At 70.9% G+C, this 24,737-nt stretch carries 17 protein-coding genes and 1 pseudogene; 10 read left to right on the top strand and 8 right to left on the bottom strand.

Features of this window, described 5'->3' with window-relative positions:
• Positions 1-6 precede the first annotated feature (6 nt).
• The gene (locus ABD073_RS04560) at positions 7-810 is read left to right on the top strand and encodes an ABC transporter ATP-binding protein (protein ID WP_343872662.1); all 804 of its coding nucleotides are present in this window, start codon (positions 7-9) and stop codon (positions 808-810) included.
• A 163-nt stretch (positions 811-973) separates the two neighbouring features.
• On the opposite strand, the gene ABD073_RS04555 is transcribed toward ABD073_RS04560, so the two are convergent.
• The 5 genes from ABD073_RS04555 to ABD073_RS04535 all read right to left on the bottom strand — a co-directional run bounded on the left by ABD073_RS04555 (position 974) and on the right by ABD073_RS04535 (position 6,476).
• Positions 974-1,981 carry an NAD(P)H-dependent flavin oxidoreductase gene (locus ABD073_RS04555; RefSeq protein WP_343872661.1) on the bottom strand — a complete coding sequence of 336 codons (1,008 nt, stop codon included), beginning with the start codon at positions 1,979-1,981 and terminating at the stop codon, positions 974-976.
• Positions 1,982-2,116: 135 nt separating this feature from the next.
• Positions 2,117-4,030: a BCCT family transporter gene (locus ABD073_RS04550; RefSeq protein WP_343872659.1), complete on the bottom strand. Its 1,914-nt coding sequence runs from the start codon at positions 4,028-4,030 to the stop codon at positions 2,117-2,119.
• Between the two features lie 205 nt (positions 4,031-4,235).
• Positions 4,236-5,519 (bottom strand): MFS transporter, encoded by a 1,284-nt coding sequence (locus ABD073_RS04545; RefSeq protein WP_343872658.1) that lies wholly within the window; start codon positions 5,517-5,519, stop codon positions 4,236-4,238.
• Positions 5,516-6,028, bottom strand: a complete 513-nt coding sequence (locus ABD073_RS04540) for a MarR family winged helix-turn-helix transcriptional regulator (RefSeq protein ID WP_343872657.1) — start codon at positions 6,026-6,028, stop codon at positions 5,516-5,518. Before ABD073_RS04540 ends, ABD073_RS04545 begins: the two co-directional genes overlap by 4 nt.
• Before the next feature lie 82 nt (positions 6,029-6,110).
• A complete protein-coding gene (locus ABD073_RS04535; protein ID WP_343872655.1) occupies positions 6,111-6,476 on the bottom strand; it encodes a hypothetical protein in 366 nt (121 codons plus the stop codon).
• 128 nt (positions 6,477-6,604) lie between these two features.
• On the opposite strand from ABD073_RS04535, the gene ABD073_RS04530 reads away from it, so the two are divergent.
• The 5 genes from ABD073_RS04530 to ABD073_RS04510 all read left to right on the top strand — a co-directional run bounded on the left by ABD073_RS04530 (position 6,605) and on the right by ABD073_RS04510 (position 12,638).
• The gene (locus tag ABD073_RS04530; protein ID WP_343872653.1) at positions 6,605-7,360 is read left to right on the top strand and encodes a FadR/GntR family transcriptional regulator; all 756 of its coding nucleotides are present in this window, start codon (positions 6,605-6,607) and stop codon (positions 7,358-7,360) included.
• A gap of 778 nt (positions 7,361-8,138) precedes the next feature.
• Positions 8,139-8,936, top strand: coding sequence for a dioxygenase family protein (locus tag ABD073_RS04525; protein ID WP_343872652.1), 798 nt, complete (start codon positions 8,139-8,141; stop codon positions 8,934-8,936).
• A gap of 670 nt (positions 8,937-9,606) precedes the next feature.
• A complete protein-coding gene (locus tag ABD073_RS04520) occupies positions 9,607-11,124 on the top strand; it encodes a DEAD/DEAH box helicase (RefSeq protein WP_343872651.1) in 1,518 nt (505 codons plus the stop codon).
• A gap of 193 nt (positions 11,125-11,317) precedes the next feature.
• A complete protein-coding gene (locus ABD073_RS04515) occupies positions 11,318-11,926 on the top strand; it encodes a hypothetical protein (protein ID WP_343872650.1) in 609 nt (202 codons plus the stop codon).
• Positions 11,927-12,125: 199 nt separating this feature from the next.
• On the top strand, positions 12,126-12,638 hold the full coding sequence (locus ABD073_RS04510) for a hypothetical protein (protein WP_343872649.1): 513 nt from the start codon (positions 12,126-12,128) through the stop codon (positions 12,636-12,638).
• Positions 12,639-12,837: 199 nt separating this feature from the next.
• Here ABD073_RS04510 and ABD073_RS04505 read toward each other — a convergent pair whose 3' ends face one another.
• From ABD073_RS04505 to glpA, 3 genes and pseudogenes are all read right to left on the bottom strand, one after another.
• Positions 12,838-14,172, bottom strand: a complete 1,335-nt coding sequence (locus ABD073_RS04505) for an anaerobic glycerol-3-phosphate dehydrogenase subunit C (protein ID WP_343872647.1) — start codon at positions 14,170-14,172, stop codon at positions 12,838-12,840.
• Positions 14,172-15,425, bottom strand: coding sequence for a glycerol-3-phosphate dehydrogenase subunit GlpB (gene glpB, locus ABD073_RS04500; protein WP_343872646.1), 1,254 nt, complete (start codon positions 15,423-15,425; stop codon positions 14,172-14,174). The genes ABD073_RS04505 and glpB overlap by 1 nt, the downstream gene beginning before the upstream one ends.
• 227 nt (positions 15,426-15,652) lie before the next feature.
• Positions 15,653-17,206, bottom strand: a pseudogene (gene glpA / locus ABD073_RS04495) (anaerobic glycerol-3-phosphate dehydrogenase subunit GlpA); the annotation flags it as partial.
• 261 nt (positions 17,207-17,467) lie between these two features.
• On the opposite strand from glpA, the gene ABD073_RS04490 reads away from it, so the two are divergent.
• The 4 genes from ABD073_RS04490 to ABD073_RS04475 all read left to right on the top strand — a co-directional run bounded on the left by ABD073_RS04490 (position 17,468) and on the right by ABD073_RS04475 (position 24,531).
• Complete coding sequence (locus tag ABD073_RS04490) at positions 17,468-20,857, top strand: PPi-type phosphoenolpyruvate carboxykinase family protein (RefSeq protein WP_343872645.1); 3,390 nt, start codon at positions 17,468-17,470, stop codon at positions 20,855-20,857.
• Between the two features lie 236 nt (positions 20,858-21,093).
• Complete coding sequence (gene ngcE / locus ABD073_RS04485) at positions 21,094-22,524, top strand: N-acetylglucosamine/diacetylchitobiose ABC transporter substrate-binding protein (RefSeq protein ID WP_343872644.1); 1,431 nt, start codon at positions 21,094-21,096, stop codon at positions 22,522-22,524.
• 103 nt (positions 22,525-22,627) lie between these two features.
• On the top strand, positions 22,628-23,617 hold the full coding sequence (locus tag ABD073_RS04480; protein WP_343872642.1) for a carbohydrate ABC transporter permease: 990 nt from the start codon (positions 22,628-22,630) through the stop codon (positions 23,615-23,617).
• Positions 23,617-24,531: a carbohydrate ABC transporter permease gene (locus tag ABD073_RS04475; RefSeq protein WP_343872641.1), complete on the top strand. Its 915-nt coding sequence runs from the start codon at positions 23,617-23,619 to the stop codon at positions 24,529-24,531. Before ABD073_RS04480 ends, ABD073_RS04475 begins: the two co-directional genes overlap by 1 nt.
• The last annotated feature ends 206 nt before the right edge of the window (positions 24,532-24,737 follow it).

Genomic DNA, 24,737 nt, shown 5'->3' with positions numbered 1-24,737 from the left:
GGAAGCATGAACCCCACGTCCCGGCTGCGCGCCCACGAGGTCACGCTGGCCTACGACCAGCGCGTGGTCAGCGAGGCGCTCAGCGTCACCATCCCCGACGGCAGCTTCACCGCCATCGTCGGGCCGAATGCCTGCGGCAAGTCGACGCTGCTGCGCTCGCTGGCCCGGCTGCTGACGCCGCGCTCGGGCCAGGTGCTGCTCGACGACCAGCCCTTGTCCGGCTACCGGCCCAAGCAGGCCGCTCGCCAGGTGGGGCTGCTGCCGCAGAGCTCGGTGGCGCCCGACGGCATCCGGGTGGCCGACCTGGTGGCCCGTGGCCGTTTCCCGTACCAGAAGCTGGTGCGGCAGTGGACCGAGGCCGACGAGCAGGCGGTGGACTGGGCGATGCGCGCCACGGACGTGGCCGAGCTGGCCGAGCGCGAGGTGGGCGAGCTGTCCGGCGGCCAGCGGCAGCGGGTCTGGGCCGCCATGGCGATCGCCCAGCAGACGCCGATCCTGCTGCTCGACGAGCCCACCACCTACCTGGACATCAGCCACCAGATCGAGCTGCTCGACGTCTTCGCCCGACTGAACCAGGACCAGGGCGTGACGGTGGCGGCGGTGCTGCACGACCTGAACCAGGCGGCCCGCTATGCCGACCACATGGTGGTGATGCGCCGTGGCGAGGTGGTGGCCACCGGCGCACCGCAGCAGGTGCTGACCGCCGACCTGGTACGCGAGGTCTGGGGCCTGGACTGCCTGGTGGTGGACGATCCGGTCTCGCTGACTCCCATGGTGGTACCCACCGGCGGAGCCTGGCGACGCCGCTAGGCTGGCCTCGAGCCCGTCGCGGTCCCCCCTTCAGCTCGCCCCCGTGATCCCCTGGCAGCAACCACGGGACAGAGCAGCCGCGGCGGGTTCGCCTGTCACGGCAGGGATCCAGCGAGGAACATGGGCTCCCCCGGCGCTGCTCGTGAAGGGCCGCCGAGGCGCCTCAGAGTCCTTCACAGAGCTGGGTCAGCACCTGCTCGGCCGGCAGCTCCTGGCCGGCGGCCCAGCCGGTGCCCGCCCAGCCGGAGATCGCCTCGCCGTCCCCGGCGGCCGCAGCCGCGGCCCGCAGCGGCTTGGTGACCTGGTCCACCTGCGGGTAGACGGACGGTGCCTCGGCGTCGTGCTCGGTCAGGAAGCGGTTGACCAGGCCACGGGCCGGGCGACCGCTGAAGGCGCGGGTGATCCGGGTGCCGGTGGCGCGGGCCAGCAGCTCGCGGTGCGCAGCACTGGTGCCGGCCTCCGGGCAGCGCAGCAGGGCGGTGCCCACCTGCACCGCCACCGCACCGGCCTCCAGCAGCCGGCGCACGTCGCCCGCGGTGGCCACCCCGCCGGCGGCGATCTTGGGCAGCTCGACGTAGGACAGCTCGGGCAGCAGGGCCAGCGCGTCGCGGGAGTTCGGCTCGGCCGCGGCGTCGTGGGTTCCGCGGTGCCCGCCCGCGTCGAAACCCTGCACCACCAGCGCATCGGCACCGCAGGCGACCGCGGCGGTGGCCTCGTGGCGCTCGGTCACCGTCACCAGCACGGAACTGCCCACCGCGTGCAGGGCGTCCACCACCTCACGGGTGGGGCAGCCGAAGGTGAAGCTCACCATCGGCACCGGGCTCACCTCGGTGAGCAGCCGCAGCTTGTCGGGGTAGTGGTCGTCGTCCTCCCAGCGGGGCTCCCCGGCACCGTCGCCGAGCCGGGCACGGTAGGCCTCGACAGCCGCCTCGTCGCGGGCACGGTCTGCGGGGGACGGGACGAACAGGTTGACACCCCAGGCCTCCTCGCCCGGGCCCAGCAGGTCGCGCAGGGCGGTGATCTTCTGCTCCAGCACCGCGGCGGTCAGGTAGCCGGCGGGCAGGAAGCCGGCTCCCCCGACGCGGCAACCCGCCGCCACCAGCTCGGGGGTGGTGGGACCGCCCGCCATCGGGGCCACCACGATCGGGCGTCGCAACTGGGGCAGGTCCATGGCTCACTCCTGGTTCTGGCCGGCCGCCGGCCTCGCCCCCAGCCTAGGCAGCGCGGGTTCGCGCCGCGAGGGCGGGCAGGGAAACAGACGACGGCCGCCCCGCAGGCTGCGGGACGGCCGTCGTCCAAGCACGGCTCAGGCGCGGGTGGCGCCCTCCTGCTCGGCGATCACCTCGTCGGTGACGGCGGGGATGGTGGTGGTGTCCACCTTGTTGCCCACGCCCTCACCGGGGGCGACCGGCTCGACGGCCAGGTGGAACTCGTCGCCGTGGGCGGTGACGCCCTCGACGATGGCCTGCTCGACCGCGGCCTTGGCATAGCGGCCGCGCACGATCAGCGGGTCGCTGGACAGGTCCTTGGTCAGCGCCACGGCCATCAGCACCATGATCACCATGAAGGGCAGCCCGGCCACGATGGTGATCGACTGCAGGCCGCTCAGCGCGTCCTCGCCGCCGGCGATCAGCATGATGGCGGCGACGGCACCGGTGGCCACGCCCCAGAAGACCACGGTCTTGCGGCTGGGCTCGATGGTGCCGTTCTCGCTCAGGGTGCCCATCACGATGGAGGCCGCGTCGGCGCCGGAGACGAAGAAGATGCCCACCAGCACCATGACCAGCACCGAGGTGATGCCGGCCAGCGGCATGGTGTCGAGCAGCGAGAACAGGGTGCCCTCGGCGCTCTCGACCTTGCTCAGCGCGGCGCCCGCCTGCTCGGCGTTGATCGCGGCACCGCCGAAGATGGCGAACCAGATCAGGCTCACGATGGTGGGGATCAGCAGCACGCCGGAGACGAACTGGCGGATGGTGCGGCCCTTGGAGATGCGGGCGATGAACATGCCCACGAAGGGGGTCCAGCTCACCCACCAGGCCCAGTAGAAGATGGTCCAGCCGGCCAGCCAGTCGTTGGCGCCCTCGGCGCCGGAGGCCGCGGTACGGGCCGACATCTGCATCAGGGTCTGCAGGTAGGTGCCCAGCGTGGTGGGGATCAGGTTCAGGATGAAGACGGTGGGGCCCAGCACGAAGACGAACAGGGCCAGCAGCAGGGCCAGCACCATGTTGATGTTCGAGAGGTACTGGATGCCCTTGCCGACGCCGGAGACGGCGGACAGGATGAAGCAGATGGTGAGCGCGGTGATCAGCAGCACCAGGAAGGTGTTGCCGGCCTTGCCCGCCCAGCCGACGATCTCGGCTCCGTGGGCGATCTGCAGGGCACCCAGGCCCAGCGAGGTGGCCGAGCCGAACAGGGTGGCGAAGATCGCGAAGATGTCGATCACCTTGCCGGCGGGGCCGTAGGTCTGGCGCTTGCCCAGGATGGGCTCGAAGACGGCGCTGATGGTCAGCGGACGCCCCTTGCGGAAGACGCCGTAGGCGATGGCGACGCCCACCACGGCGTAGATGGCCCAGGGGTGCAGGCCCCAGTGGAACAGGGTGGTGGCCATCGCGGTGCGGACCGCGTTGACATTGGCCTCCTCGCCGGTGCCGGGCGGCGGGGTGACGAAGTGCGCCAGCGGCTCGGCGGCGCCGTAGAACATCAGGCCGATGCCCATGCCGGCGCTGAACATCATGGCGATCCAGCTCACCGTGCTGAACTCCGGCTCCTCGCCGTCGCGGCCCAGCGGGATGCGGCCGTAGGGGCTGATCGCGAGCCAGCCGATGTAGAAGACGAAACCGGTGGCGGCCAGCGCGAAGAGCCAGCCGGCATTGGTGACCACCCAGTCCAGACCGGAGCTGGAGGCCGTGGCCAGGCCCTTGGGGGCGAGGATGCCCCAGGCGACGAAGGCGACGGCCACCAGCGCGGAGACGCCGAAGACCACCTTGTCGAGCGAACCGGGGCGCTCGTGGGCCATCGCCTCGGGCGGCGGCTCGAGGGCGGGGTGGGCGGTGTCGACGATGCGACCGTCGCCGGTGACGCGGGCGAGCCCTGCCTGGGAGCTCAGCAGGCCGCGACCCTGGCGGTGGCTGGGATGCTGGTGGTGCTGGCGGGCTGCGGAGCCGCCAGGGCGCCGTTTGCGGCCGGCGCCGGGGGTTTCTGGTCGATCTTGCTCGGCCATGCGATGTGCCTCCTGGGATTGACGAACTAGAAGAACCTATGGGCATGTCGGCTCATCGACCAAACGTGCCCCAGCATCGCCGCTTGTCACAGCGATTTGCCAGCAACAGATACATCCTTTCGGGTGGTCTGTCGTCACCATCATCCCCCGGGGTCGGGAGTCGGCCCGTGAGCCACTCCCGGGTCAATTCTGGACGATCGTCAGCTCAATCGCGGGAGGCCACGTGCCGATCGATGGCCGCCAGGCTGCGCCGCCGCAGGGCCAGCACCAGGCCGCAGGCCAGGAAGGCGCCCGCCGCCACCTCATAGGGCATGGCGGCGCCGTGGCGGGCCGCGATGCCGCCGGCCAGGGCGGAGGAGACCGCACCGCCCAGGAAGCGGACGCCGGAATAGGTGGACGAGGCCACCGAGCGCGGCAGGTCGGTGGACTCCATCGTCGCCTCGGTGAGCACGGTGTTCATCACCCCAGAGACGGCGCCGGAGAGCACGATCGGCACGACGAGTCCCCAGAAGTGGTGCACCTGGCTGGCCAGCAGCGCCAGCAGCAGGGCGAGCGCGACGGCGCCACCGGTCAGCACCGGGCCGCGCCCCAGACGGGCGGTGAGCCGTGGCGCCAGGAAGACCGAGCTGAGCGCCAGCAGCAGGCCCCAGCCGAAGAAGACCAGGCCCAGCTGGAAGGCCCCGACGTGGATGCCGGCCTGCTCCCCGGCGCGGGTGAGCGGGAAGGGCGAGTAGGCCAGGATGCCGAAGAAGCCGTAGTTGTAGCAGAAGGCGGCGGCGGCCAGCGTCATCAGGACGGGATGGCGCAGTGCCTGGCCGGTGACGCGCAGGCTGATCGGCGCGGGGCGGCTGCGCTCGTCGAGCATCACGACGATGGCGGCGAAACCGATGGCCATCAGCGCGGCGGTGCCGAAGAAGGGTCCGCGCCAACTCCAGGAGCCGAGCAGTCCGCCAAGCAGCGGGCCGCAGGCCATCCCGACACCCAGCGCCGCCTCGTAGAGCATGATCGCCGAGTCCACGCCACCGCTGGCGGCGCCCACGATGGAGGCCAGCGCGGTGGAGATGAACAGGGCATTGCCCAGGCCCCAGCCCGCCCGCAGCGCCAGGATCAGGTTCACGTCGCTGACCGCACCGGCACCGGCTGCCATGACCACGATCAGCGCCAGGCCCACCAGCAGGGTGCGTCGGGCACCCCAGCGACTGGAGACCCAGGAGGTGAAGAACATCGCGATGCCGGTGATGAACAGGTAGCTGGTGAACAGCCACATCGCCTGACTGGGGCTGGCATGCAGCTGCTCGCTGATCGCGGGCAGGATCGGGTCCACCAGTCCGATCCCCATGAAGGCGACGGCGCAGGCGAAGGCCACGGCCCAGACCGCCCGCGGCTGGCGCAGGATTGAGTCGGGGCGGGCGTGGTGCTCCGCGGTGCCGTCGCGCACCAGGTCCGGCTCGGGGCCGGGGCGTCGGGACTGGTCTGTGGTGGTGCTCACGGGTGGGGCGTCTCCTTGTCGGTGGATTCGGTGGGTTCGGGGGAACCGACGGGCCGGGCGCCCGCCGTGATGGCCGGCGTGGCGCAACCGTCGAGCACGCGACGCAGCACCGCCAGGCCCTCGGACAGCCGGGCGCGCTCCTGGTCGTCGAGCTGTTCGATGCCCGGCAACAGGCAGGCCAGGCCCTGCTCGCGCATGCCGGCCAGCCGCTCATGGCCGGCCTGGGTGAGCTGGAAGAGCTGGGCCCGGCCGTCGCTGGGATCCGCGCGGCGCTCCACCAGCCCGGCCGCCACCAGGCGGTTCATCTTGGCGGTGGCGGTGGGCTGGCTCAGCTGGTCCAGCTGGGCGAACTCCCCCAGCCGCAGCGGCCCCTGATCGGCCAGGGCTGCGAGGGCCCGCCAGGTGGCGGCGGTGTCGGCCGGGTGGCCGTGGCGGCGCACATAGCGGGTCAGGCGGGCGCTGGTGAGCATGGCGTCGAGCGCCAGGCCGGCGGTGGGATCGGGAGTCACCCGCGCATCATTCCATAGATAGTCTATCTATCTAAATCGAGACAGAACCTGCTCCGTCGTTGGGGCAGGGTCGGGGTCGGTGTCAGTCGCGCAGCCAGGAGACCGGCATGCCGATCCGGGCGGCCACCTGGTCTTGGAAGGAGGTCATGTCGACGTCGTCGGGCACCTGGGTCTCCACGCGGATCACGCCCGGGCTGGGGGTGAGGCGGAGCAGGCTGCCGTCGGTGAACTCCACCAGCGCCTCGTCCGCGTTGTCACGCACCGGGCTGGAGTGCTCGGGGGTCAGCGGGACATTGGTGCGGTCCGTGCCCACCGTGCGCGGCTCGCTCTCGTCGCTGCGTCGCTGGGGGCGAAGGGCCTCGACCACCCGCTGGGTGTCGGCGGCGGGGTCGGTGCTGGCGATGGTTCCGGTGGCCACCTGCATGGCATTGCTCCTCTGCTCAGGCATTGGGGCCAGCGACGCTAGTGCCCCTGATCGGCCGCTCGCCACACCCTCTCGGGGGCGAGCCCTCCAGGACTCGCCACATGGCGGACCCTCCTGCCGACTTCCGCCTCCAGCGGTGGAAGACTGGGCCCATGAGCACCCTGGAGAGCCACGGGCGCGGGTCGGCGACGGAGCAGGCGGGCGAGCCGCGCGCCTTCGAGACCGTGCTGCAGCACCTCACCGAGCAGATCCTCGACGGACGGCTGACGGTGGGTGACCGACTGCCCCCGGAGCGCGAGCTCGCCCAGCAGCTCGGGGTGAGCCGCCCCGCCATCCGCGAGGCGATCCGCACCCTGGAGGCGCAGGGCGTGCTGGCCAGCCGGGTGGGCAGCGGGGCGAGCGCCGGCACCCACGTGATCAGCGAGCGCAGCCAGGCCCTGCAACGGCTGCTGCGGCTCCAGGTGACGCTGGCCCAGTTCCCGCTGCACGAGGTGGTGGTGGCCCGGATCGCGCTCGAGCGCGGCAGCGCCGCCCTGGCCTGCAGCAGCATCGACGAGGACGGCCTGGCTGCCCTGCGTGGGCTGCTGGAGCGGATGGACCAGGCCGAGGACCGCGACGAGTTCAACGAGCTGGACACCCGCTTCCACGTCGGCATCGCCCAGCACAGCGGCAACACCATGCTGGCCGACCTCACCCAGGCCGTGCGCGAGAGCCTGCGCACCCCCATCCTCGAGGCGGAGCGTCGGGTGGAGGACTGGGAGGCACTGCGGGTGCGGCTGCGGCACGACCACCACGGCATCCTGGAGGCGATCGCCGCGGGCGACGCCTCGCTCGCCGAGCGCCGCATGGAGGAGCACATCCGTCACGCCTACGGCCTGCTACCCCTCGGCGGCCAGCCGATCGACTGAGCCACACCCTCGCGGCCGCGGAGCCGGGAGCGCCCCGCCACCACTGCGGCTGCGGGGCCGGGAGCTCCCCGCCACCACTGCGGCTGCGCCGGGACCCCCCCACCACTGCGGCTGCGGAGCCGGAGGGGTCCGCTGCCGCTGCGGGTGCGGCACGGGAGGAGCCCCGCGGCCGTCAGGCCACGCGGCATCCGGTGCACCCGGCATGTCGTGTCCACCAAGCTGCCGCTCCAGACCGCTCATGTCCCGCGCCTCGTCGCGCACACTCAGTCTGGACCTCGCACCCGCCCTGCCACCCACGCTCCCAGCAGGACGCACCGCACCCCACCAGGGTCTCGACCGGGCCCTCGGCCGCCGAGAGACCCGCGCCCCGACCCTCTCGCGCCGCTACGGCACCTTGCGCCCGCCCGTGCCACCTTGCGCCCGCCATCCCACCCACGCGCCCGGCAGGACGCACCGCACCCCACCAGGGTCTCGACCGGGCCCTCGGCCACCGGGAGACCCGCGCCCCGACCCCCTCGCGCCCGCCCTCTCCACCTCGCGCCCGCCCGTGCTACCTCGCGCCCGCCCGTGCCACCTTGCGCCCCGTACGCAACGTTGCGCGCGTAGTGCCGCGCGCAACGTTGCTCGCGGCGCGCGAGGTGGAGCCCCGGAGCGCGGAGTGGAGCCCGGCGCGCGAGGTGGAGCCCGGGACACACCCTGACCCAGGCGCGACATGGCGCGCCGTCCGAGCAAGCGTGCCCACGGGGAATATTTGAAGTTTCAACTGTGTTCCACCCACATGACCACGAGCACCGAGACCCAGCCGATCCTCTTCCTCAGCCACGGCGCACCGCCGCTGGCCGACGACGCCACCTGGCCCGGGCAGCTGCACGACTGGGCGGACGCCCTGCCGCGCCCCAAGGACGTGCTGATCGTCTCCGCCCACTGGGAGCAGGCCCCCGTCACGGTCAGCGCCTTCGAGCGCAAGGTGCCGCTCACCTATGACTTCTGGGGCTTCCCGGAGCGCTACTACCAGGTCACCTATGACGCCCCGCTGGCCCCCGAGCTGGCCCACCAGGTGGCCGCCCTGACCGCCACCGCCGAGCACCCGATCCAGCACGACGAGTCGCGCGGGCTGGACCACGGCGCCTATGTGCCGCTCAAGGAGCTCTTCCCCGAGGCCGACGTGCCGGTGCTGCAGATGAGCCTGCCCACCCTCGACCCGCGCCAGCTCTTCGAGGTGGGTCGCAAGCTGGCACCGCTGCGGGAGCAGGGCACCATGATCATCGGCTCGGGCTTCACCACCCACAACCTGCGCTGGTTCAACCCGTCGGCCCCCGCCGACGCAGCCCCGCCCGGCGTCTCCGCCGAGTTCGACCAGTGGGCCGCCGAGGCCATGGAGCGCGGCGACGTCGACGCCATCCTGGACTTCGAGCACAAGGCGCCGGGCGCCCACGAGGCCCACCCGCGCACCGAGCACTGGGCCCCGCTCTACGTGGCGCTGGGTGCGGCCGATGCCTCCGGTTCGATCGAGAGCACCTCGGCCCTGGACGGCTTCTGGTACGGGCTGAGCAAGCGGTCCTGGCAGTTCGCCTGAGTCCGGTCGCCGCTCCGGGGGGGTGTGGCGCCGTCGATCCCGAAAATCGTCGATTTCGGGCCGGAAATGCAATCGAGGGCGCGGATTTCAGGGTTGGACATTTGCCCCAGTCAGCGCGGGGGGCAACCTCCACGTGCCAACGGCGCGGGGACCGGCGAGCTACGCGACATCATCGACGACAGGGCGGTCACAGGCCACCCGGTCGGCGGCTGACCGTTGAGCCGCGGATGCGCCCTGAGGCAGGATGACCAGCTACCCAGATCACGGCCTCAGCGTGCGGATCGCCCCTGTTCCTGCAGGGGCGATGCGGCCCCACCGGCCGTGATCCCGCCCTGTCAGGTGCGAACCGCCCCAGCCACAAGCCCCCACCTCGCGATCCCGGCCCCCGGCTCGCGGTCCCGCCCGCACAGCTGCACACCACCGGCTCCCACCCCGCGCTGACAACGGGCTTTCCTGTGGGCCCACGGAGAGGCCGATCCCCACGGATTGCACGTTCAACTTCTGGCCGCGCTATGGTTGAACAGTTGGTTCGCCCAGTCTTGCAGCGAACCCTCGGTGATCGGATGCCTCTCCCGACGGGATGAGGAGGTTCCGCTGGCCGCGCCGCACCGTATGGACGGATCAAGCTGAGCGCGCCGTGCAAGACGCCGATTGATTGGTTTGTCTTCCCATGTCTGACTTCACTTCCCTGGGCGTGCCCCAGAACCTCGCCGCTGCCCTCGAGGGCCGCGGCATCACCAGCCCCACCCCCATCCAGCTCGCCACCCTGCCCGACTCGCTCGCCGGGCGCGACGTGCTGGGCCGCGGCCGCACCGGCTCCGGCAAGACCTATGCCTTCCTGCTCCCGCTGGTGGCCCGCCTGATGGGCGACCCGCGCCGCGTCGTGGCCAAGAAGCCGCGCGCCCTGGTGCTGGCCCCCACCCGTGAGCTGGCCGCGCAGATCGAGGAATCCCTGCTCCCGCTGGAGAAGGGCACCGGCCTCAGCAGCCTGACCATCTTCGGCGGTGTGAACCAGAACCCGCAGGTGCGCGCGCTGGCCAAGGGCCTCGACGTGCTGATCGCCTGCCCCGGCCGTCTGCTCGACCTGATGGGCCAGGGTGCCGTGGACCTGTCCGGCATCGAGGTCGTCGTCATCGACGAGGCCGACCACATGGCCGACATGGGCTTCCTGCCCATGGTCAAGCGGATCCTCGACAAGGTGCCCGCCCAGGCCCAGAAGATGCTCTTCAGCGCCACGCTGGACAACGGCATCGACGTCTTGGTCAAGCGCTACCTGCACCAGCCGGTGACCCACGAGGCCGACTCGGCCGAGAGCCCCGTCGCCGCCATGGACCACCACGTGCTGGAGGTGGCCACGGCGGACAAGACCGTGATCCTGGCCGACCTCGCCGCCTCGCCCGGCAAGACCATCCTGTTCACCCGCACCAAGCACGGCGCCAAGAAGCTGGCCAAGCAGCTGCTCGCGAAGGGCATCCCGACGGTGGAGCTGCACGGCAACCTGGCCCAGAACGCCCGCACCCGCAACATGGACGCCTTCCACTCGGGTCGCGTCGACACCCTGGTGGCCACCGACATCGCCGCGCGTGGCATCCACGTCGACGACGTCGGCCTGGTGGTGCACGCTGACCCGCCCACCGAGCACAAGGCCTACCTGCACCGCTCGGGCCGCACCGCCCGCGCCGGCAAGGCCGGCACCGTGGTCACCCTGGTGACCCCGGAGCAGCGCCACGAGGTGCGCGGCCTGATGCGCGCCGCCAAGATCAAGCCCACGATCTCCGGTGCCGACCGCGGCACCCTGGACGACCTGGCTCCCGGTGAGCGCACCTTCCTGAGCGCCGACGACGCCGAGAAGCTGGCCTACCCGAACAAGGCCGAGCAGCAGCAGAACAACGGCGGCGGCAACGGTGGCCGCGGACGTGGCGGCAACGGCGGTCGTGGCCGTGGCGGCCGTGGCTCCGAGGGCCCCTCGGCCCGCCAGGGCGGTGGCCGCGGTCGCGGTGGTCGCTCCGGCGGCGGCCGTTCCGGCGGCGCTCGTTCGGGTGGCGAGACCGCCTCCACCAGCAGCGCCTCGCGCAGCGAGTCCGGCTCCTCGTCGGCCCGTCGCAATCCTTTCGCGGAGGCCCGTGCCGCCCGCGAGGGCTCCACGGGCGGGGCTGCCAGCTTCTCCTCGCGCCGCGGGCGCCGCTGATCTTCGACGCTCGCGCAGCCCGCGCCACGCACTCCTGACAAGGGGCCGGACCTGATGGTCCGGCCCCTTCGTCGTCCTGTGCCCGGGCTACCGCCCCGGGAGGGCGGTCTCACAGACGACGCACAGCCGACACCAAGGCGGCGGCCAGACCGGCTCGGAAGGCTTGAGGCATCCACAGAGAGGAAGCCCCACGATGACCAGCCAGACCAACTCCTCCGGCGACGCGGTGGCGCGCTACCAGTACCTGCTGCGCACCGCCTCCCCCGACCAGATCGAGCAGGCGCACGAGCAGGCCTTCGCCCAGGTGAGCGCTGCCGAGCGCCAGCAGGTGCTGCAGGCCCTCTCCACCACCGGCGAGACGCCGGCCGACGCCTCGGCCGCGTCGCTGGCGCGCTCTGCCACCCGGCTGGAGGTGCAGCAGCCCGGCACCCTGCAGAGCGTGCTCGGCCAGGCCCAGGGCGCGATCGGCGGCTCGACCGGGAGGAACCTGCTCACCTCGGTGGCCGGTGGCTTCATCGGCTCCGGCCTGTTCAGCATGGTCACCGGGGGCGACGGGGTGGGCGGCCGCCCGGGTCTGCTCACCCGACTGCTCGGCGGCGGGCTGTTCGGCCGGCGCGCCCACAACCAGATGGGGATGGGCAGCTTCGGCGGCCTGCGCCAGCAGGGCGGCATGGGCGGCGGCTTCGGACGGCTCTTCGGCGGCGGCGGCAACGGCGGTCCGGGCGGTGGCTTCGGCGGCCCCGGTGGCGGCTTCGGCGGACCCGGTGGCGGCGGGCCCGGTGGTGGCCCCGGCGGCTTCTGAGCGTGCCACGGGCGGACTGCCCCACAGACCAGCCCCCCGTGGCAGCACATGGCCCTGGCGTCGTCACCCCGACGCCAGGGCCGCACCATCCCCGCTCCGATGCTCCCGACTGTCCCCCAGCGAGCGAGCCGGGCGGTGCCAGCGTCGTGACCTCCGGCAGTGCGGCCAGTACCGTCGCCCACGACCCGAGGAGGCGCCGATGACCAGCCGCTGTGGACGTCTGCCCTGCCTGGTCGGCACCTTCCTCGTGCTGGCCCTCTCCGCCTGCTCCGGTGGGCACTCGGCCGTCGAGGCCATGGCCGAGGCCTGCGGATTCGAGAGCACGGCAGCCACGGCCGTCCAGCAGTCGAAGTCCGAGACCGGGCCGCACGGGGAGTTCGACGCCGCCGCCCTCGGGGTCGACCTCACCGGGCTCACACTTCCTGACCAGTCCTACGTCCAGCTCTCGTCGGAGCAGTGCGCCCTAATCGACGACGCGGCCAGTCGGTTGGGCCTCCGGCAGCGGTGCGCGGAGCTCTTCCCCTCGCACAGAGCCCTACGCCTGGCCCCGGGCGCGAAGGCCCGCTACGTCTCCACCCCCGTCGATGGCAGGGTTACCATCGTCTCCAATGGAGCCCCCGAGCTGGACGCCGCGGCGCAGCGCACGCAGGACCAGGGATCACATCCGCCCGGAGCTGCCCGGCCGAGCGGCTCCGCCCCCTCCGACGGTTAGCACCGGGCCGAAGGGTCACCCCTTGCCCGATGGTGCTGTGGGCCCTGGCGTGGCGCGGTGGAACCCTGGGAACCACGTGCTTCCGGTCCACAGGAACGGCCGGCAGACGACGAGGTGCCCCTCCCCGGTTCGGGAGGAGCACCTCTGGTCGGTCGTGGCCCCGTCGAGCACCAGATTCAGCGATGTCCGACGGCCAGGCTCAGCGCTCGCCGACCTTCGCCTCGAAGAGGTCGTCGGACAGGCCGTAGGCGTAGTGCAGGATCTCCACCGGGTGCACGGTGTTGACGCCCGAGCCCTTGCGGATCTGCCAGCGGCAGGTCTCGGTGTCGCAGGCGCCGACGCCCTCGTCGTACTTCTTCATGTGCTCGAAGACGGGCTTGCCGACGGCCTGGGCGATCTCGTACTTCTCCTTCTTCAGACCGTAGGTGCCCGCGATGCCGCAGCAGGGCTGCCCGGACTCGGCCACCTTCAGCCCGGGGATCAGCTCCATCAGGTGCATGGCCGGGATGCCCATGCCCTGGCTCTTCACCTGGCAGGGCTGGTGGTAGGGCACCGTCATGTTCATCTCGCGGAAGTCGAGCGGCAGCTCACCGGCGTCGGCCAGCTCCAGCAGGAATTCGCTGATGTCGCGGGTGCGGGTGCCGACGTCCTTCAGCTCCTCGGCGTCGACGCCCATGATCTCGTGGGCCTCGTGCTTCAGCATGCCGGCGCAGGAGCCGGAGGCGGAGACGATGGTGAGGTCACGGCCGGAGGCGCGCAGCTGCTTGCACAGCTTGAGCACGCTCTTGGTGGCCTGCTCGAACAGGCCGTTGGACTGCTCGGCCAGGCCGCAGCAACCCTGCTTGGGCACCAGCACCTCGTAGCCCAGGAATTCCAGCAGTTCGACGGTCTTCTTGCTGGTCTCCACCTCGAAGTAGCCGCCGGCGCAGCCGTGGAAGAAGATCACCGGCCCGCGGGTGGACTCGGTGGTGCGCGCCGGGCGCTTCTTCAGCCAGCTGCGGAAGGTCTCGGTGTGCGCGGTGGGCATGGGCGCCTCGCGGTGCACGCCCACCACCTTCTCGATCACGGTGCGCACCGGCTTGAAGTTCAGCGCCGGGTTGGCGATCGGGGCCAGCGGGCTCATCACCATGCCCTCGAGCATGGTCTGGGTGATCAGGCGGTCACGCACCGGCATGTGATCGGACTTCATCACCGCACGGGCCTGCGAGTTCAGCTCCGCGATCTGCACGCCCTGCGGGCAGCTCAGGGTGCAGATGCCGCAGGAGGAGCAGTAGTCCAGCGAGTGGTCCACGCTCTCGCCGTTGCGGAAGCGCTCGGCCTGCGGGCCGACGAACTTGGGGCCGCTGAACAGCGGGGTGACGCGGGCCACCGGGCAGGCGGTCTCGCAGATGGTGCACTTGACGCAGTGGTCCAGCGTCGCGCGGCTGAGGCTGTCGGCGGCATGGCCCAGCGAGTCGTGCGCGTCGGCGGTGTGCAGCAGCTCGTGCTGCAGCTCCTCGTGGGTCTCGGGATTGGCCTTCATGTCGCTGCTCATCAGTTGTCCTCCAGGATCGAATCGGCAGCGCGGATCGCGCTGGCCAGCGCGATGCCCTCACCGGACTTCTCGGTCCACCGCTGGGCACCCGCGAGGATGCCGCCGGCGGCGAACAGGTTGGGGTGGACGACGCCACCCTCGGGGCGGGTGACGCGCATCGACGCGTCGACGGCCAGGCCCGCCTTGAACAGCGGCTGGTCGCCGCCCCAGTAGTCGCCGTGCACCATCGACTCGATGGTGCCGCCCTTGACGGGCAGGTCGAAGATCGCCTCGTGCAGCTCGTTGTGGCTGTCCAGCACCAGCGAGCCGGACTCGAAGCCGCCGGCGGCCAGCACGAAGTGGTCGGCCACGTACTCCTGCTCGCGGCCGGTGCCCTTGATGGTGACGCCCCTGACCACGCCGTCCTCGACGCGGGCGCGCAGCACCTTGGTGCCGTTCACGAAGCGGACCCGGGAGTCCTTGACCAGCTGCACCAGCTTCTCGTTCTGGCGCCAGCCGGGCACCGAGGGCGGGGGCAGCGGGATCTCGAAGACCGGGGCCCCCAGCTGCTCGCTGATGTCGCGCCAGGCGTTCAGGTCGTTGGCGCCCAGCACCGCGGGCAGGCCCACGGTCTCGCCCTCGCGGACCAGTGGCTTGAGCAGGGCCACCAGGCGACGGCGCGCGGCCGGGTCGTCCAGGGCACGGGCCATCGCCAGGCCGGACGGGTCGGCCTCCCCGGCGCGGGCCTCGAAGCTGACCTGCTCGTGGCGCACCTGCATGCGACGGCCGTCGGCCAGGTCGGTGCGGGCCAGGTTCTCGGCCACCAGCTGCGGGTAGAAGTCCTTGAGCTGGCGGATGCCGATGATCACGAAGCGGCTGTCGGCGTCGATCGCGCCGGCGGCCATCGACGGGGGCACCAGCGCGGTGGGACGCATGGCGCCCACGGCGGTGGGGTAGATCCGGTTGGCATTGGGCTCGCCCTGCAGGTGCTCGGGGCCCAGGGTCTCGGCCAGCCAGGCCAGGCCCTTCTCGACGCCCTCACGCCCCAGCACCGCGTAGGGGTGCTCGGGATTCTCGGCGACGAAGCGCTCCAGGGCGTCCAGCGGCTGCTCGACCCGGCCGGGCATGTAGCCCAGCACGTCGACGGTGCCCTGGCCCAGCTGGATGCCGCCGATGCCCTTGGTGAGCAGGGTGACGGTGCGGCCGGCCTGGCGCAGGCGCAGGGCGGCGGTCAGGCCGGCCAGGCCGGCGCCGATGACGATGACGTCGCTCACAGCGACACCCCGCTCTCGTTCTCGTGGTTCTGGGAATCGGGCTCGCCCGCGGCGCGGGTGGCCACCTCGGGTTCGCCGGCGCCCTCGGCACCGGCGACGTCGTGCGCCCCCGCCTTGTCCTCGGCGCCGTCATGCTCCGGGTCGACCCGTTCGGGGGCGGGCTGGGTGGTGGGGATGGCGAACTGGTCGGCGGGCTCGCCGGGCACCAGCGGACCGGCCCCGGCCGGGGGCAGGTGCTCGATGTCCAGGGTGCCCTTGAAGATCCAGTTGTCCAGGGCGGTCTGACGCACCTGGTCGCCGTAGAGGATGGGCCACAGGCCCACCCAGCGGTTCTTGAGGAAGCCCCGCAGCATCTCGGTGGCGCGGTCCACGTCGGCGTGGCCGTGCTCCAGCGCGATGCCGGCGGCGCGGGTGGAGCAGAAGCCGCCCTGACAGGGACCCATGCCCAGGCGCAGCTGGCGGCGCAGGTCGTCGAAGGTGGCGTCGGGGTTGGCGTCCATCAGGTCGGTGAGCTGGCGGCGGTTCATCAGCTCGCACTCGCAGATGATCTGCTCGTCGAGCCGGTCGTGCTCGCGCTCCTCGAGGCGGTGGGTCACCAGGTAGTTCTTGCCGTCCTTGCTGCCCGGCACCGCCTCGGTCTCGGTGGTGCAGACCTTCTCGGGCTCACCGAGCTGCTCCACCATCACGTCGGTGATGTTCTTGGCCATCAGGCGGTAGGTGGTCAGCTTGCCGCCGGAGATGGTGAGCAGGCCCTTGAGGCCGTCGCGGGCCTCGTGGTCGATGATGCTCATGCCGCGGCTCATGTGGCGGGTGTCGGTGAGCGCCACGCGGGAGTCCTTGACCAGCGGGCGCGCGCCGGACCAGGCGTGCACCGCGCGGGCCTGGCGGAAGCCGGGCACCAGCGCCTCGCCGGAGTCCAGCATCTGCTGCACCTCGTCGCGCGGGATGGCCAGCTTGTCGGGATCGTCCACCTTCACGTCGGTGGTGCCGATGATGCACACCGTGTGCACCGGCACGAGGATGTCGCCGTCGGCGGGGTAGATGCAGCGGTTCACCACGGTGTTCACCAGCCGGTGGTTCATCGCGATCATGATGCCGCGGCCGGGCACCACCTCGACGCCGGGGCAGTCGGCCATGGCGGCGATCTGACCGGCCCAGGGACCGCCGGCGTTGATGGCGAAGCGGCAGTCGATCTGGACCAGCTCGTCCTTCTTCATGTCGCGGCAGATCACGCCGCTGACCTGGTCGCCCTCGCGGGTGATCTTCTCGACGGCGTGGTAGGTGAGCACCTGGGCGCCGTGGTCGATGGCGCTGTGGGCCGCACCCCAGACCATCTGCCAGCCGTCGACGGTGCCGTCCTGGACGGCGAAGGCGCGCTTGATGCCGGGGTTCAGCCGGGGCTCGCGGCGCAGTGCGTCGGCCGCGCTGATCTCCTCGCAGGGCACCTGCGTGGCCCGGGAGGCGGCCAGGAACTTGTCGGCATGCTCCTCGGTGTCCTCCGGGGTGACGACGAACAGGCCGCCGGTGGCCTCCACCGCGTCGGCGTGGATCCGGGTGATGATCTCGTTCTCCTGGGCGCACTCGGTGGCCGAGTGCGGGTCGGAGACCACATAGCGGCCGCCGGAGTGCAGCAGGCCGTGGTAGCGGCCGGTCGTGCCCTGACCGAGATCGAAGCGATCCACCAGGATCGCCGTGTAGCCGCGCATCGCCACGTCGCGCACGACGCCGGCTCCGGTGGCGCCGCCACCGATCACCACCACATCGGCCTGCAATTTCCTCATCGCGGTCCCCTCCTGCGGCGGGCTGCCGGGGCGGCTCCCTCACCGTGCACCCAGCCTAGGCAGCGCCCCTCGGCAGCGCGAGCCCCCGGCCCAAAGCACCTCCGACGTGCACGGCCCACCCCAGTGTGTGAACAGAAGTGCACGGCCTGTCGACATTTGTGCAGGACCCGGCTTGCGCAATTGTCCGGACCGCGGACGCACAGGGCCCACAATCCGACCCCGCCCTCCCGCGCGGTCAGGGGCGAGGGTTTCAATGGAGCCATGGCCCACACCACTGCACCCGACGTCACCGCCGCCATCAACCTGCGCCTGGCCCTGCTCGGCCAGCCGCTCGCCGCCCAGACTCCCGGCCAGGAGTCGGACCTGGTGGGCCCCATCATCAAGCGCCAGCGCGAGCTCTCGCGGCGGCTGGGCCATCGGCTGTGCGCCGCGGACCGCCGGATCCAGGACTTCGTCGACGACTACCTGGCCGGCACCGAGGCCCACCCGCAGCTGCCCAACCGCACCTTGGTGCTGGACGCCCCCGGGCTGGCCCGCGCGCTGAGCCTGCCGCACGACGGCGACGACTTCTCCTCCGAGCTGCTCAGCTCCTACCGGCTGGGCAACGGCGTGCTGCACAACCCGGCCAACGACCGTCGCACCACCGCCGGCGTCTTCCACGTCGCCGAGGGCGGGCTGCCCATCCCCGACGACAAGCTGGCCGTGCCACGCGAGGTCTTCGGGCGCCTGCTGGAGCTGGCCTTCCAGCCGCCCGAGCATGACATGGTGCTGCCCTTCACCGCCAACGACGCCGAGCCGGCCGCCTGCTTCGTGAGCCTGCTGCTGCGTCCCCTCGTGGTGCCCGCGGTGCCCGGCTTCACCGGCGAGCGCACCATGGAGACCCGCTTCATCGTGCCCGGCGGGCTGGTGGCCAACCTGGACTTCGTCGAGGGCATCTTCGGCAACGGCGGCGACCCGCACCTGCCGGAGAACGACGCCTCGCTGGACCCGGAGGGCTGGACCGGCACCACCGGCGCGGTCATCCTTGCCCCGCACCTGACCCATGTCACCAAGCAGGAGCTGGGCCTGCCGCACGTCGACCACGCCACCGAGCGACAGCGTCGCGACGGCATGTGCTGGAGCGAGGAGTCCGAGCTCTACAACGGCGGCCAGGCCTTCAAGGTCTGCGCCCGCGACGAGCGCGGCGTGATCGTCACCGTGATCGCGGACAACTACTTCGGCTACTGCAAGAAGGAGGTCAAGACCCAGATCTCCTATTCCGCCAACCTGTTCGGCCTGGCCGAGGAGGAGCACTCCGGCGGCGCCCTGGCCTTCCCCGCCTACAACCTGGGCCAGGAGTGGACCGACACCTACACCCCCGACGACTACACCGTCGCCGACGTGGTGGCTCGCGACCCGCAGCGCTTCGAGCTGCGCGAGGGCGGCTGGGCCGTCGACCGGGAGCAGCCCCACCTGGTGCTGGTGCCCGGGCGCGCCACCTACTCGATGCGCGAGCAGCGGATCAGCTGGACCAATCCGGACCAGAGCACCGGTGGGATCCAGCTGCTGGCCGGCATCACCTACCTGGCCCCCAATGGCTACCGGGTGCACGCCAAGCCGCGTGATGCCGACCCCACCCAGTGGCACCTGATCGGCACCTCCCCGCAGTCCACCCAGTGCCACAAGCCGGCCACCGTCTCCGGCGGCGGCAAGAGCGAGATCAGCAAGTCGCTGCTGGACGCCTTCGTCTTCGACAACGCCTATGCCGCCGACTTCGACGCCGACATGGACCTGGTGCAGGAGCTGCTGGAGCGCGACTACTCCGACCGCTTCAAGGATCCCGCCGCGCACGACACCCGCCCGCTGCTCAGCCCGGAGCGCTCGCTCGGCTCGGTGATCAAGCTGCTCACCCCGCGTGAGGAGTTCACCGAGGACTACAACCAGTGGCTGCACACCATCCCGGCCCACGTCAGCGAGCTGGTCTTCACCGTCAAGCGCTACTACCGCCCGGAGTGGGGCGAGGACTGGCGCAGCCACTTCACCGTCGGGCGGCTGAACGGCCGGCAGGGCAATGCGGTGCGCCTGGACGGCGAGAAGATCATGGTCAACATGCTGCGGGTGGGCTTCGAGGCCGACGGTGGCTGGCGGCTGTTCAGCCTGCGACCCGACTTCTCTCCCGCCGCGAAGGTGCAGACCGAGGACGACATCACCGCCTCCGTGGTGGCCCCTCCCGCGCAGCTGGACGACGACCCGGTGAGCGCCAAGTACGTCAAGAACTGCGAGCAGCTGCTCTTCCAGCGTCCCGACGACGCCATCCACCGCGGCTACGACAAGCAGACCGAGAAGGACATGTCCGGCACGGACTCCTTCATCAGCAACTTCCAGCCGATCACCCGTCCCGAGGCACGCGAGATGATCGCCGACGCGGCCGGCTTCAGCCGCTTCACCGAGCCGATGGCGAAGCTGGTGCGCGACTTCGCCGCGGGTGGCGACGACGACTCCCCCGCCTACCTGGCGATCAGCTCCGAGCCGCGGCTGGTGGACGGCAAGCGGTCCAAGAACCCGCGCTACCTGCAGCAGCGGCCCGACCTGACCAATCCGGAGGCCACCGCGGCCGCGGACCTGGCGGTGCACCTGCAGCAGCGGGTGCCGGCCGGCCAGGCGCTGCGGATGCCGGTGGACGTGGTGGCGGCCGGGCGTCGCAACAATGCCGCCGAGCCGGGCGTGCCGCCGTTGTGCGCCTACAACCCGTTGCACTACATGGAGCTGCCCGAGCTGTTCATGGAGTTCATCAGCTCGATGACCGGAAAGTCGCCCTCCACCACGGGTGCCGGTTCCGAGGGCGCCATGACCAAGGGGCCCTTCAACGCGCTGCCGGCCATCGTCGACCTGAACGCCGCCCTGCTCAGCTATGCCCTCACCGAGACCGACGGCTGGCTGTCCAGCGCCGGCGTGATCGGCCCGCAGGTGCGGGTGGACCACGACATCTCGCTGCTGGTGCCGGAGCTGTTCAGCCGGATGTGGCCGCAGGAGCGCAAGGCCTCCGCGCTCATCGAGGCCGGCTGCCTGGAGCGGATCAGCGACTTCGAGCACCAGGGCCGCACGGTGCAGGCCAGCCGGCTGGGCTACCGGATCAACGAGCTCTTCGTGAGCACCTACTTCGGGCGCATCTTCCTGCACCCCGACGTGGTCTTCACCGAGCAGATGCTCAAGCCCGAGCTGCAGGACCTGGATGTCTTCGCCGAGAGCGTCGACGTGATCGTGGCCACCCACCAGCGCGTCGCCAGGGCCTACTTCGACGACGGCACCATCCGGTTGGCCGTCAAGCCGCTGCGGGCGCTGCTGGAGATCATGGCCCAGGGGCAGAGCAAGGAGGGGTGGACGCTGGACAGCCCGGACTTCCGTCGCCTCTTCGAGCGCCGCACCATCCTGGACTCCGGCTGGTATGCCCAGCGGCTGAGCGCCAAGCAGGCCGCGGAGGTGGCGCACCTGAAGCAGGGCATCGCCGACCTGGGCCCCTTCGTGCACTCCGAGGGCAATGTGCAGCCCGTCGAGCGGCTGGACCTGGCCGACCGGCTGGCGCGGGTGCAGGAGCGGCTGGCCGAAGTGCAGTCGCCGGACTACCTGGCCACCATCAACGGCAGCCTGGGCCGCCAGGTCAGCTTCGGCTGAGCCCGGCGCGGCCCCTCTGTGGGCGCCCGGGCAGGTCGGCGCGCCGGCCCGGGCGCGAGAATATGTTGCAGTTTGGTGACGCGCGCTGCACGAGTGCTCGATTGCCGCCGCATCGGCCCTTGTCGGCAGTAGTGTGCCCGCCATGGCCGACCTCGTCGCCGGCCTCGACCAGTCACCGTCCGGACTCATCGACGAGCCGCCCGGAGGTGCTGTCACCGTCCTCGAAGGAGAGAAGCATGCAGCAACCCCAGCTCGACCGCCGCAGCCTGCTGCGCGGCGCCCTCGCCACCGCCGCCCTGGCCGGCACCGCCTCGTTCGCCGGCTGCGCCGGCAGCGCCAGCGACACCCCTGCCAGCTCCGGTGCCCCGGCCGCCTCCGGCTCCGGTTCCGCCGCGGCCGGTGCCGCCGACAACCCCTTCGGCGTCGCCCAGGGATCCAAGGTGGAGGCCGTCGTCTTCAACGGCGGCTATGGCATCGACTACGCCGAGAATGCCGGCAAGATCATGTCCGGCGCGTCCTTCAAGCCGTCGGTGCAGGTGGCGCCGTCCACCCAGATCGGCACCGAGCTGCAGCCGCGCTTCGCCGGCGGCAACCCGCCCGACGTGATCGACAACTCCGGCAAGGACCTGATCGGCATCAGCGCCATCGTGGACCAGCTCGAGGACCTCTCCAGCGTCATCGACGCCAAGAACCTGGAGGGTGGCACCATCCGCGACACCCTCTACAACGGCGTGCTGGAGCCGGGCACCATCGACGGCAAGCTGGCCGTGATCAACTACGTGCTCACCGTCTACGCCACCTGGTACTCCTCCAGCCTGTTCGAGGAGAACGGCTGGACCCCGCCGAAGACCTGGGAGGAGGCCTACGAGCTGGGCACCAAGGCCAAGGCCAAGAACAAGTTCCTCTTCCTGTGGGGCAAGGAGGCCGCCACCTACTACCAGACGATGGCGATCGGCTCGGCCATCAAGGAGGGCGGCGACGAGACCCGCCTGGCCCTGGACAACATGCAGGCCAACTGCTGGAGCCAGAAGCCGGTGCAGGACGTCTTCACCGCGATGAAGAAGATCATCGACGCCGGCATGGTGAAGCCGGGCGGTTCGGGCACCCAGTTCACGGCTGCCCAGGCCCAGTGGTCCAACAACCAGGACGCGCTGCTCTACCCCTCGGGCTCGTGGATCGAGAACGAGATGAAGAAGCAGACCAAGGACGGCTTCAAGATGATGGGCCTGAGCGACTTCTCGGTCACCGATGCCCCGAAGCTCGGCGCCAAGGCACTGCACTCCACCGCGGGCGAGGGCTACATCGTGCCCAGCAAGGCCGCGAACCCGGCCGGCGGCAAGGAGTTCATGCGCGTCATGCTCTCCAAGGAGGCGGCCACCAACTTCGCCAAGACCAAGCTGGCCCCCACCATCGTCAAGGACACCGTCCCCACCGATGCCTTCGGCTCCACCGCCCTGGCCAGCCAGATCAAGCTGCTGGAGGAGGCCGGCGACGCCATCTACTCCTGGCAGTTCGTCGACTACTACGGCACCAACAAGGACCAGCTGGTGCTGTGGAACTCCTTCCTCGACGGGAAGATGGACGTGGCCACGCTCACCAAGGAGCTGCAGAAGATCACCGACACCATCCGCGAGGACTCGTCGATCAAGAAGTACACCGCCAAGTGAGGCAGCCGGCGCCCTGAGCGCCGACGGGCCCGGCCGCACCGGCCGGGCCCGTCGTGCGCGGCGCCGCACGTCGTGGACCAGAACCAGCAGCAGGGGTGAGAGCGTGACCATCGCAGCAGTACCGCCACCCGAGGCCGGGGCACCAGCCCCGGTGCGGCGCCGGCGCAAGATGACCTTCGACCGGGCCAGCTTCATGGCCGTCTTCCTGGGCCTGCCGCTGGCCCTCTACCTGGTCTTCGTGGTCAGTCCCTTCGTGCAGGCCGTCTGGTACTCCTTCACCAACTGGGGCGGCTATTCCAACGAGCGCAAGTTCGTCGGCCTGGACAACTACGCCAAGCTGCTGCACAACGACACCTTCCGCACCGCCATCGGCAACAACCTGCTGCTGGCGCTGGTGCTGCCGCTGCTCACCATCGTGCTGGCGCTGGTGCTGGCCAGCCTGATCACGGTGGGCGGCTCCTCGCACGGCCAGGTGCGCGGCCTGAAGGGCTCGAGCTTCTACCGCGTCGTCTCCTTCTTCCCGTACACCATCCCGGCCATCGTGATCGGCCTGATGTGGGGCCGGATCTTCGACCCCTCGGCGGGCCTGGTGAACGGCATCCTGGTGAAGCTGGGCTTCGAGCGCTTCAAGGACTTCCCCTGGCTGGGCAATGAGGCGACGGCCATGCCGGTGACCATCTTCATCATCCTGTGGGGTTTCGTGGGCTTCTACATGGTGCTCTTCATCGCCGCCATCAAGGGCATCCCGCAGGAGGTCTTCGAGGCCGCCCGGCTCGACGGCGCGGGGCGCTGGCGAACGGCGGTGAGCATGACCATCCCGCTGATCCGCGAGAACGTGCAGACCGCCTACATCTACATGGGCATCCTGGCGCTCGACGCCTTCGTCTACATGCAGGCGCTCAACCCCGAGGGCGGCCCCGGCAACTCCACCCTGGTGATGGCCCAGCAGCTGTACACGACAGCCTTCACCAAGAGCCAGTTCGGCCTGGCCTGCGCCATGGGCGTGGTGCTGGCCCTGATGACCCTCGCCTTCAGCGCCATCGTCTTCGCGGTGAACCGGCTGACCGGCGGCAAGGACGAGGTGAGCTTCTGATGAGCACCGTCGTGAATCCTCCCCGGCTGACCGGGGATGTGCACCGTGACTTCGACCTGGGCCCGGAGCGCAAGCCGGTGCTCAGCTCCGGCGACCGCAGCTTCGCGGCCGTCGCCCACGTGCTGCTGGCGCTGTGGGCGGTGCTGGTAGTGGGCCCGATGCTGTGGACCCTGCTGACCAGCTTCAAGACCACCAACGAGATCTTCGCCTCTCCCTTCAGCCTGCCCGACCGGGTGCAGTGGGTGAACTATGCGAATGCCTGGACCACGGCCGGGATCGGGCGCTACTTCCGCAACACCGTGGTGGTGGTGGCCTCGGCGCTCTTCCTGGTGATGCTGCTGGGCGCGATGTGCGCCTATGTGCTGGCCCGCTTCGACTTCCGCGGCCGACGCGCCATCTACTACCTGATGCTGGCAGGGCTCACCTTCCCGATCTTCCTGGCGATCGTGCCGCTCTTCTTCGTGCTCAAGGGCTTCGGCCTGGCCAATACGCTGCCGGGCCTGGTGATCACCTATGTGGCCTTCGCGCTGCCCTTCACGGTCTTCTTCCTGTACGCCTTCTTCCGGGCGCTGCCGCACGAGATCAGCGAGGCTGCCGCCATCGACGGGGCCGGCGAATGGCGGACCTTCTTCTCGATCATGCTGCCGATGGCCCGTCCCGGCCTGGCCAGCGTGGCCATCTTCAACTTCCTGGGCCTGTGGAACCAGTACCTGATCCCGGCGGCCCTGAACACCAACGAGAAGAACTACGTGCTCAGCCAGGGCATGGCCCGCTTCGCCTCACAGGCGGGCTATGCGGTGGACTTCGGCGCCCTCTTCGCGGGCGTCGTGATCACCGTGCTGCCGGTGCTGGTGGTCTACGTGATCTTCCAGCGCCAGCTCCAGGGCTCGGTCTCCCAGGGCGCGATGAAGTAGCCGGCGCCGGCATCGGCCCCGGCGAGACCGTTGGCCGGGCCGGCCCACCGTGACGGCTCCGGGCAAGGAGCCCACGGCCGGCGCGGCAGACGATGCGGGCGCGACAGGAAAGCACGGCAGGGACCTGGGTCGCCCAGGCCTGACACCGCTGGCCACGAGCGACTCCCTCGCCAACGGCATCGGCAGGCACGGCAGCCCACGCACCT

Origin of the sequence: Luteococcus peritonei, assembly GCF_039526385.1 — a bacterium.
In the GTDB taxonomy this organism is placed as follows: Bacteria; Actinomycetota; Actinomycetes; order Propionibacteriales; family Propionibacteriaceae; genus Luteococcus; species Luteococcus peritonei.
The sequence above is the reverse complement of the archived record's forward strand: the minus strand, read 5'-3'. Positions and strand labels throughout refer to the sequence as shown.

Coding starts and splice junctions, on each gene's coding strand:
- ABD073_RS04560 (WP_343872662.1), top strand. CDS start 7: ATGAACCCCACGTCCCGGCTGCGCGCCCACGAGGTCACGCTGGCCTAC.
- ABD073_RS04555 (WP_343872661.1), bottom strand. CDS start 1,981: ATGGACCTGCCCCAGTTGCGACGCCCGATCGTGGTGGCCCCGATGGCG.
- ABD073_RS04550 (WP_343872659.1), bottom strand. CDS start 4,030: ATGGCCGAGCAAGATCGACCAGAAACCCCCGGCGCCGGCCGCAAACGG.
- ABD073_RS04535 (WP_343872655.1), bottom strand. CDS start 6,476: ATGCCTGAGCAGAGGAGCAATGCCATGCAGGTGGCCACCGGAACCATC.
- ABD073_RS04530 (WP_343872653.1), top strand. CDS start 6,605: ATGAGCACCCTGGAGAGCCACGGGCGCGGGTCGGCGACGGAGCAGGCG.
- ABD073_RS04525 (WP_343872652.1), top strand. CDS start 8,139: ATGACCACGAGCACCGAGACCCAGCCGATCCTCTTCCTCAGCCACGGC.
- ABD073_RS04520 (WP_343872651.1), top strand. CDS start 9,607: ATGTCTGACTTCACTTCCCTGGGCGTGCCCCAGAACCTCGCCGCTGCC.
- ABD073_RS04515 (WP_343872650.1), top strand. CDS start 11,318: ATGACCAGCCAGACCAACTCCTCCGGCGACGCGGTGGCGCGCTACCAG.
- ABD073_RS04510 (WP_343872649.1), top strand. CDS start 12,126: ATGACCAGCCGCTGTGGACGTCTGCCCTGCCTGGTCGGCACCTTCCTC.
- ABD073_RS04505 (WP_343872647.1), bottom strand. CDS start 14,172: ATGAGCAGCGACATGAAGGCCAATCCCGAGACCCACGAGGAGCTGCAG.
- ABD073_RS04490 (WP_343872645.1), top strand. CDS start 17,468: ATGGCCCACACCACTGCACCCGACGTCACCGCCGCCATCAACCTGCGC.
- ngcE (WP_343872644.1), top strand. CDS start 21,094: ATGCAGCAACCCCAGCTCGACCGCCGCAGCCTGCTGCGCGGCGCCCTC.
- ABD073_RS04475 (WP_343872641.1), top strand. CDS start 23,617: ATGAGCACCGTCGTGAATCCTCCCCGGCTGACCGGGGATGTGCACCGT.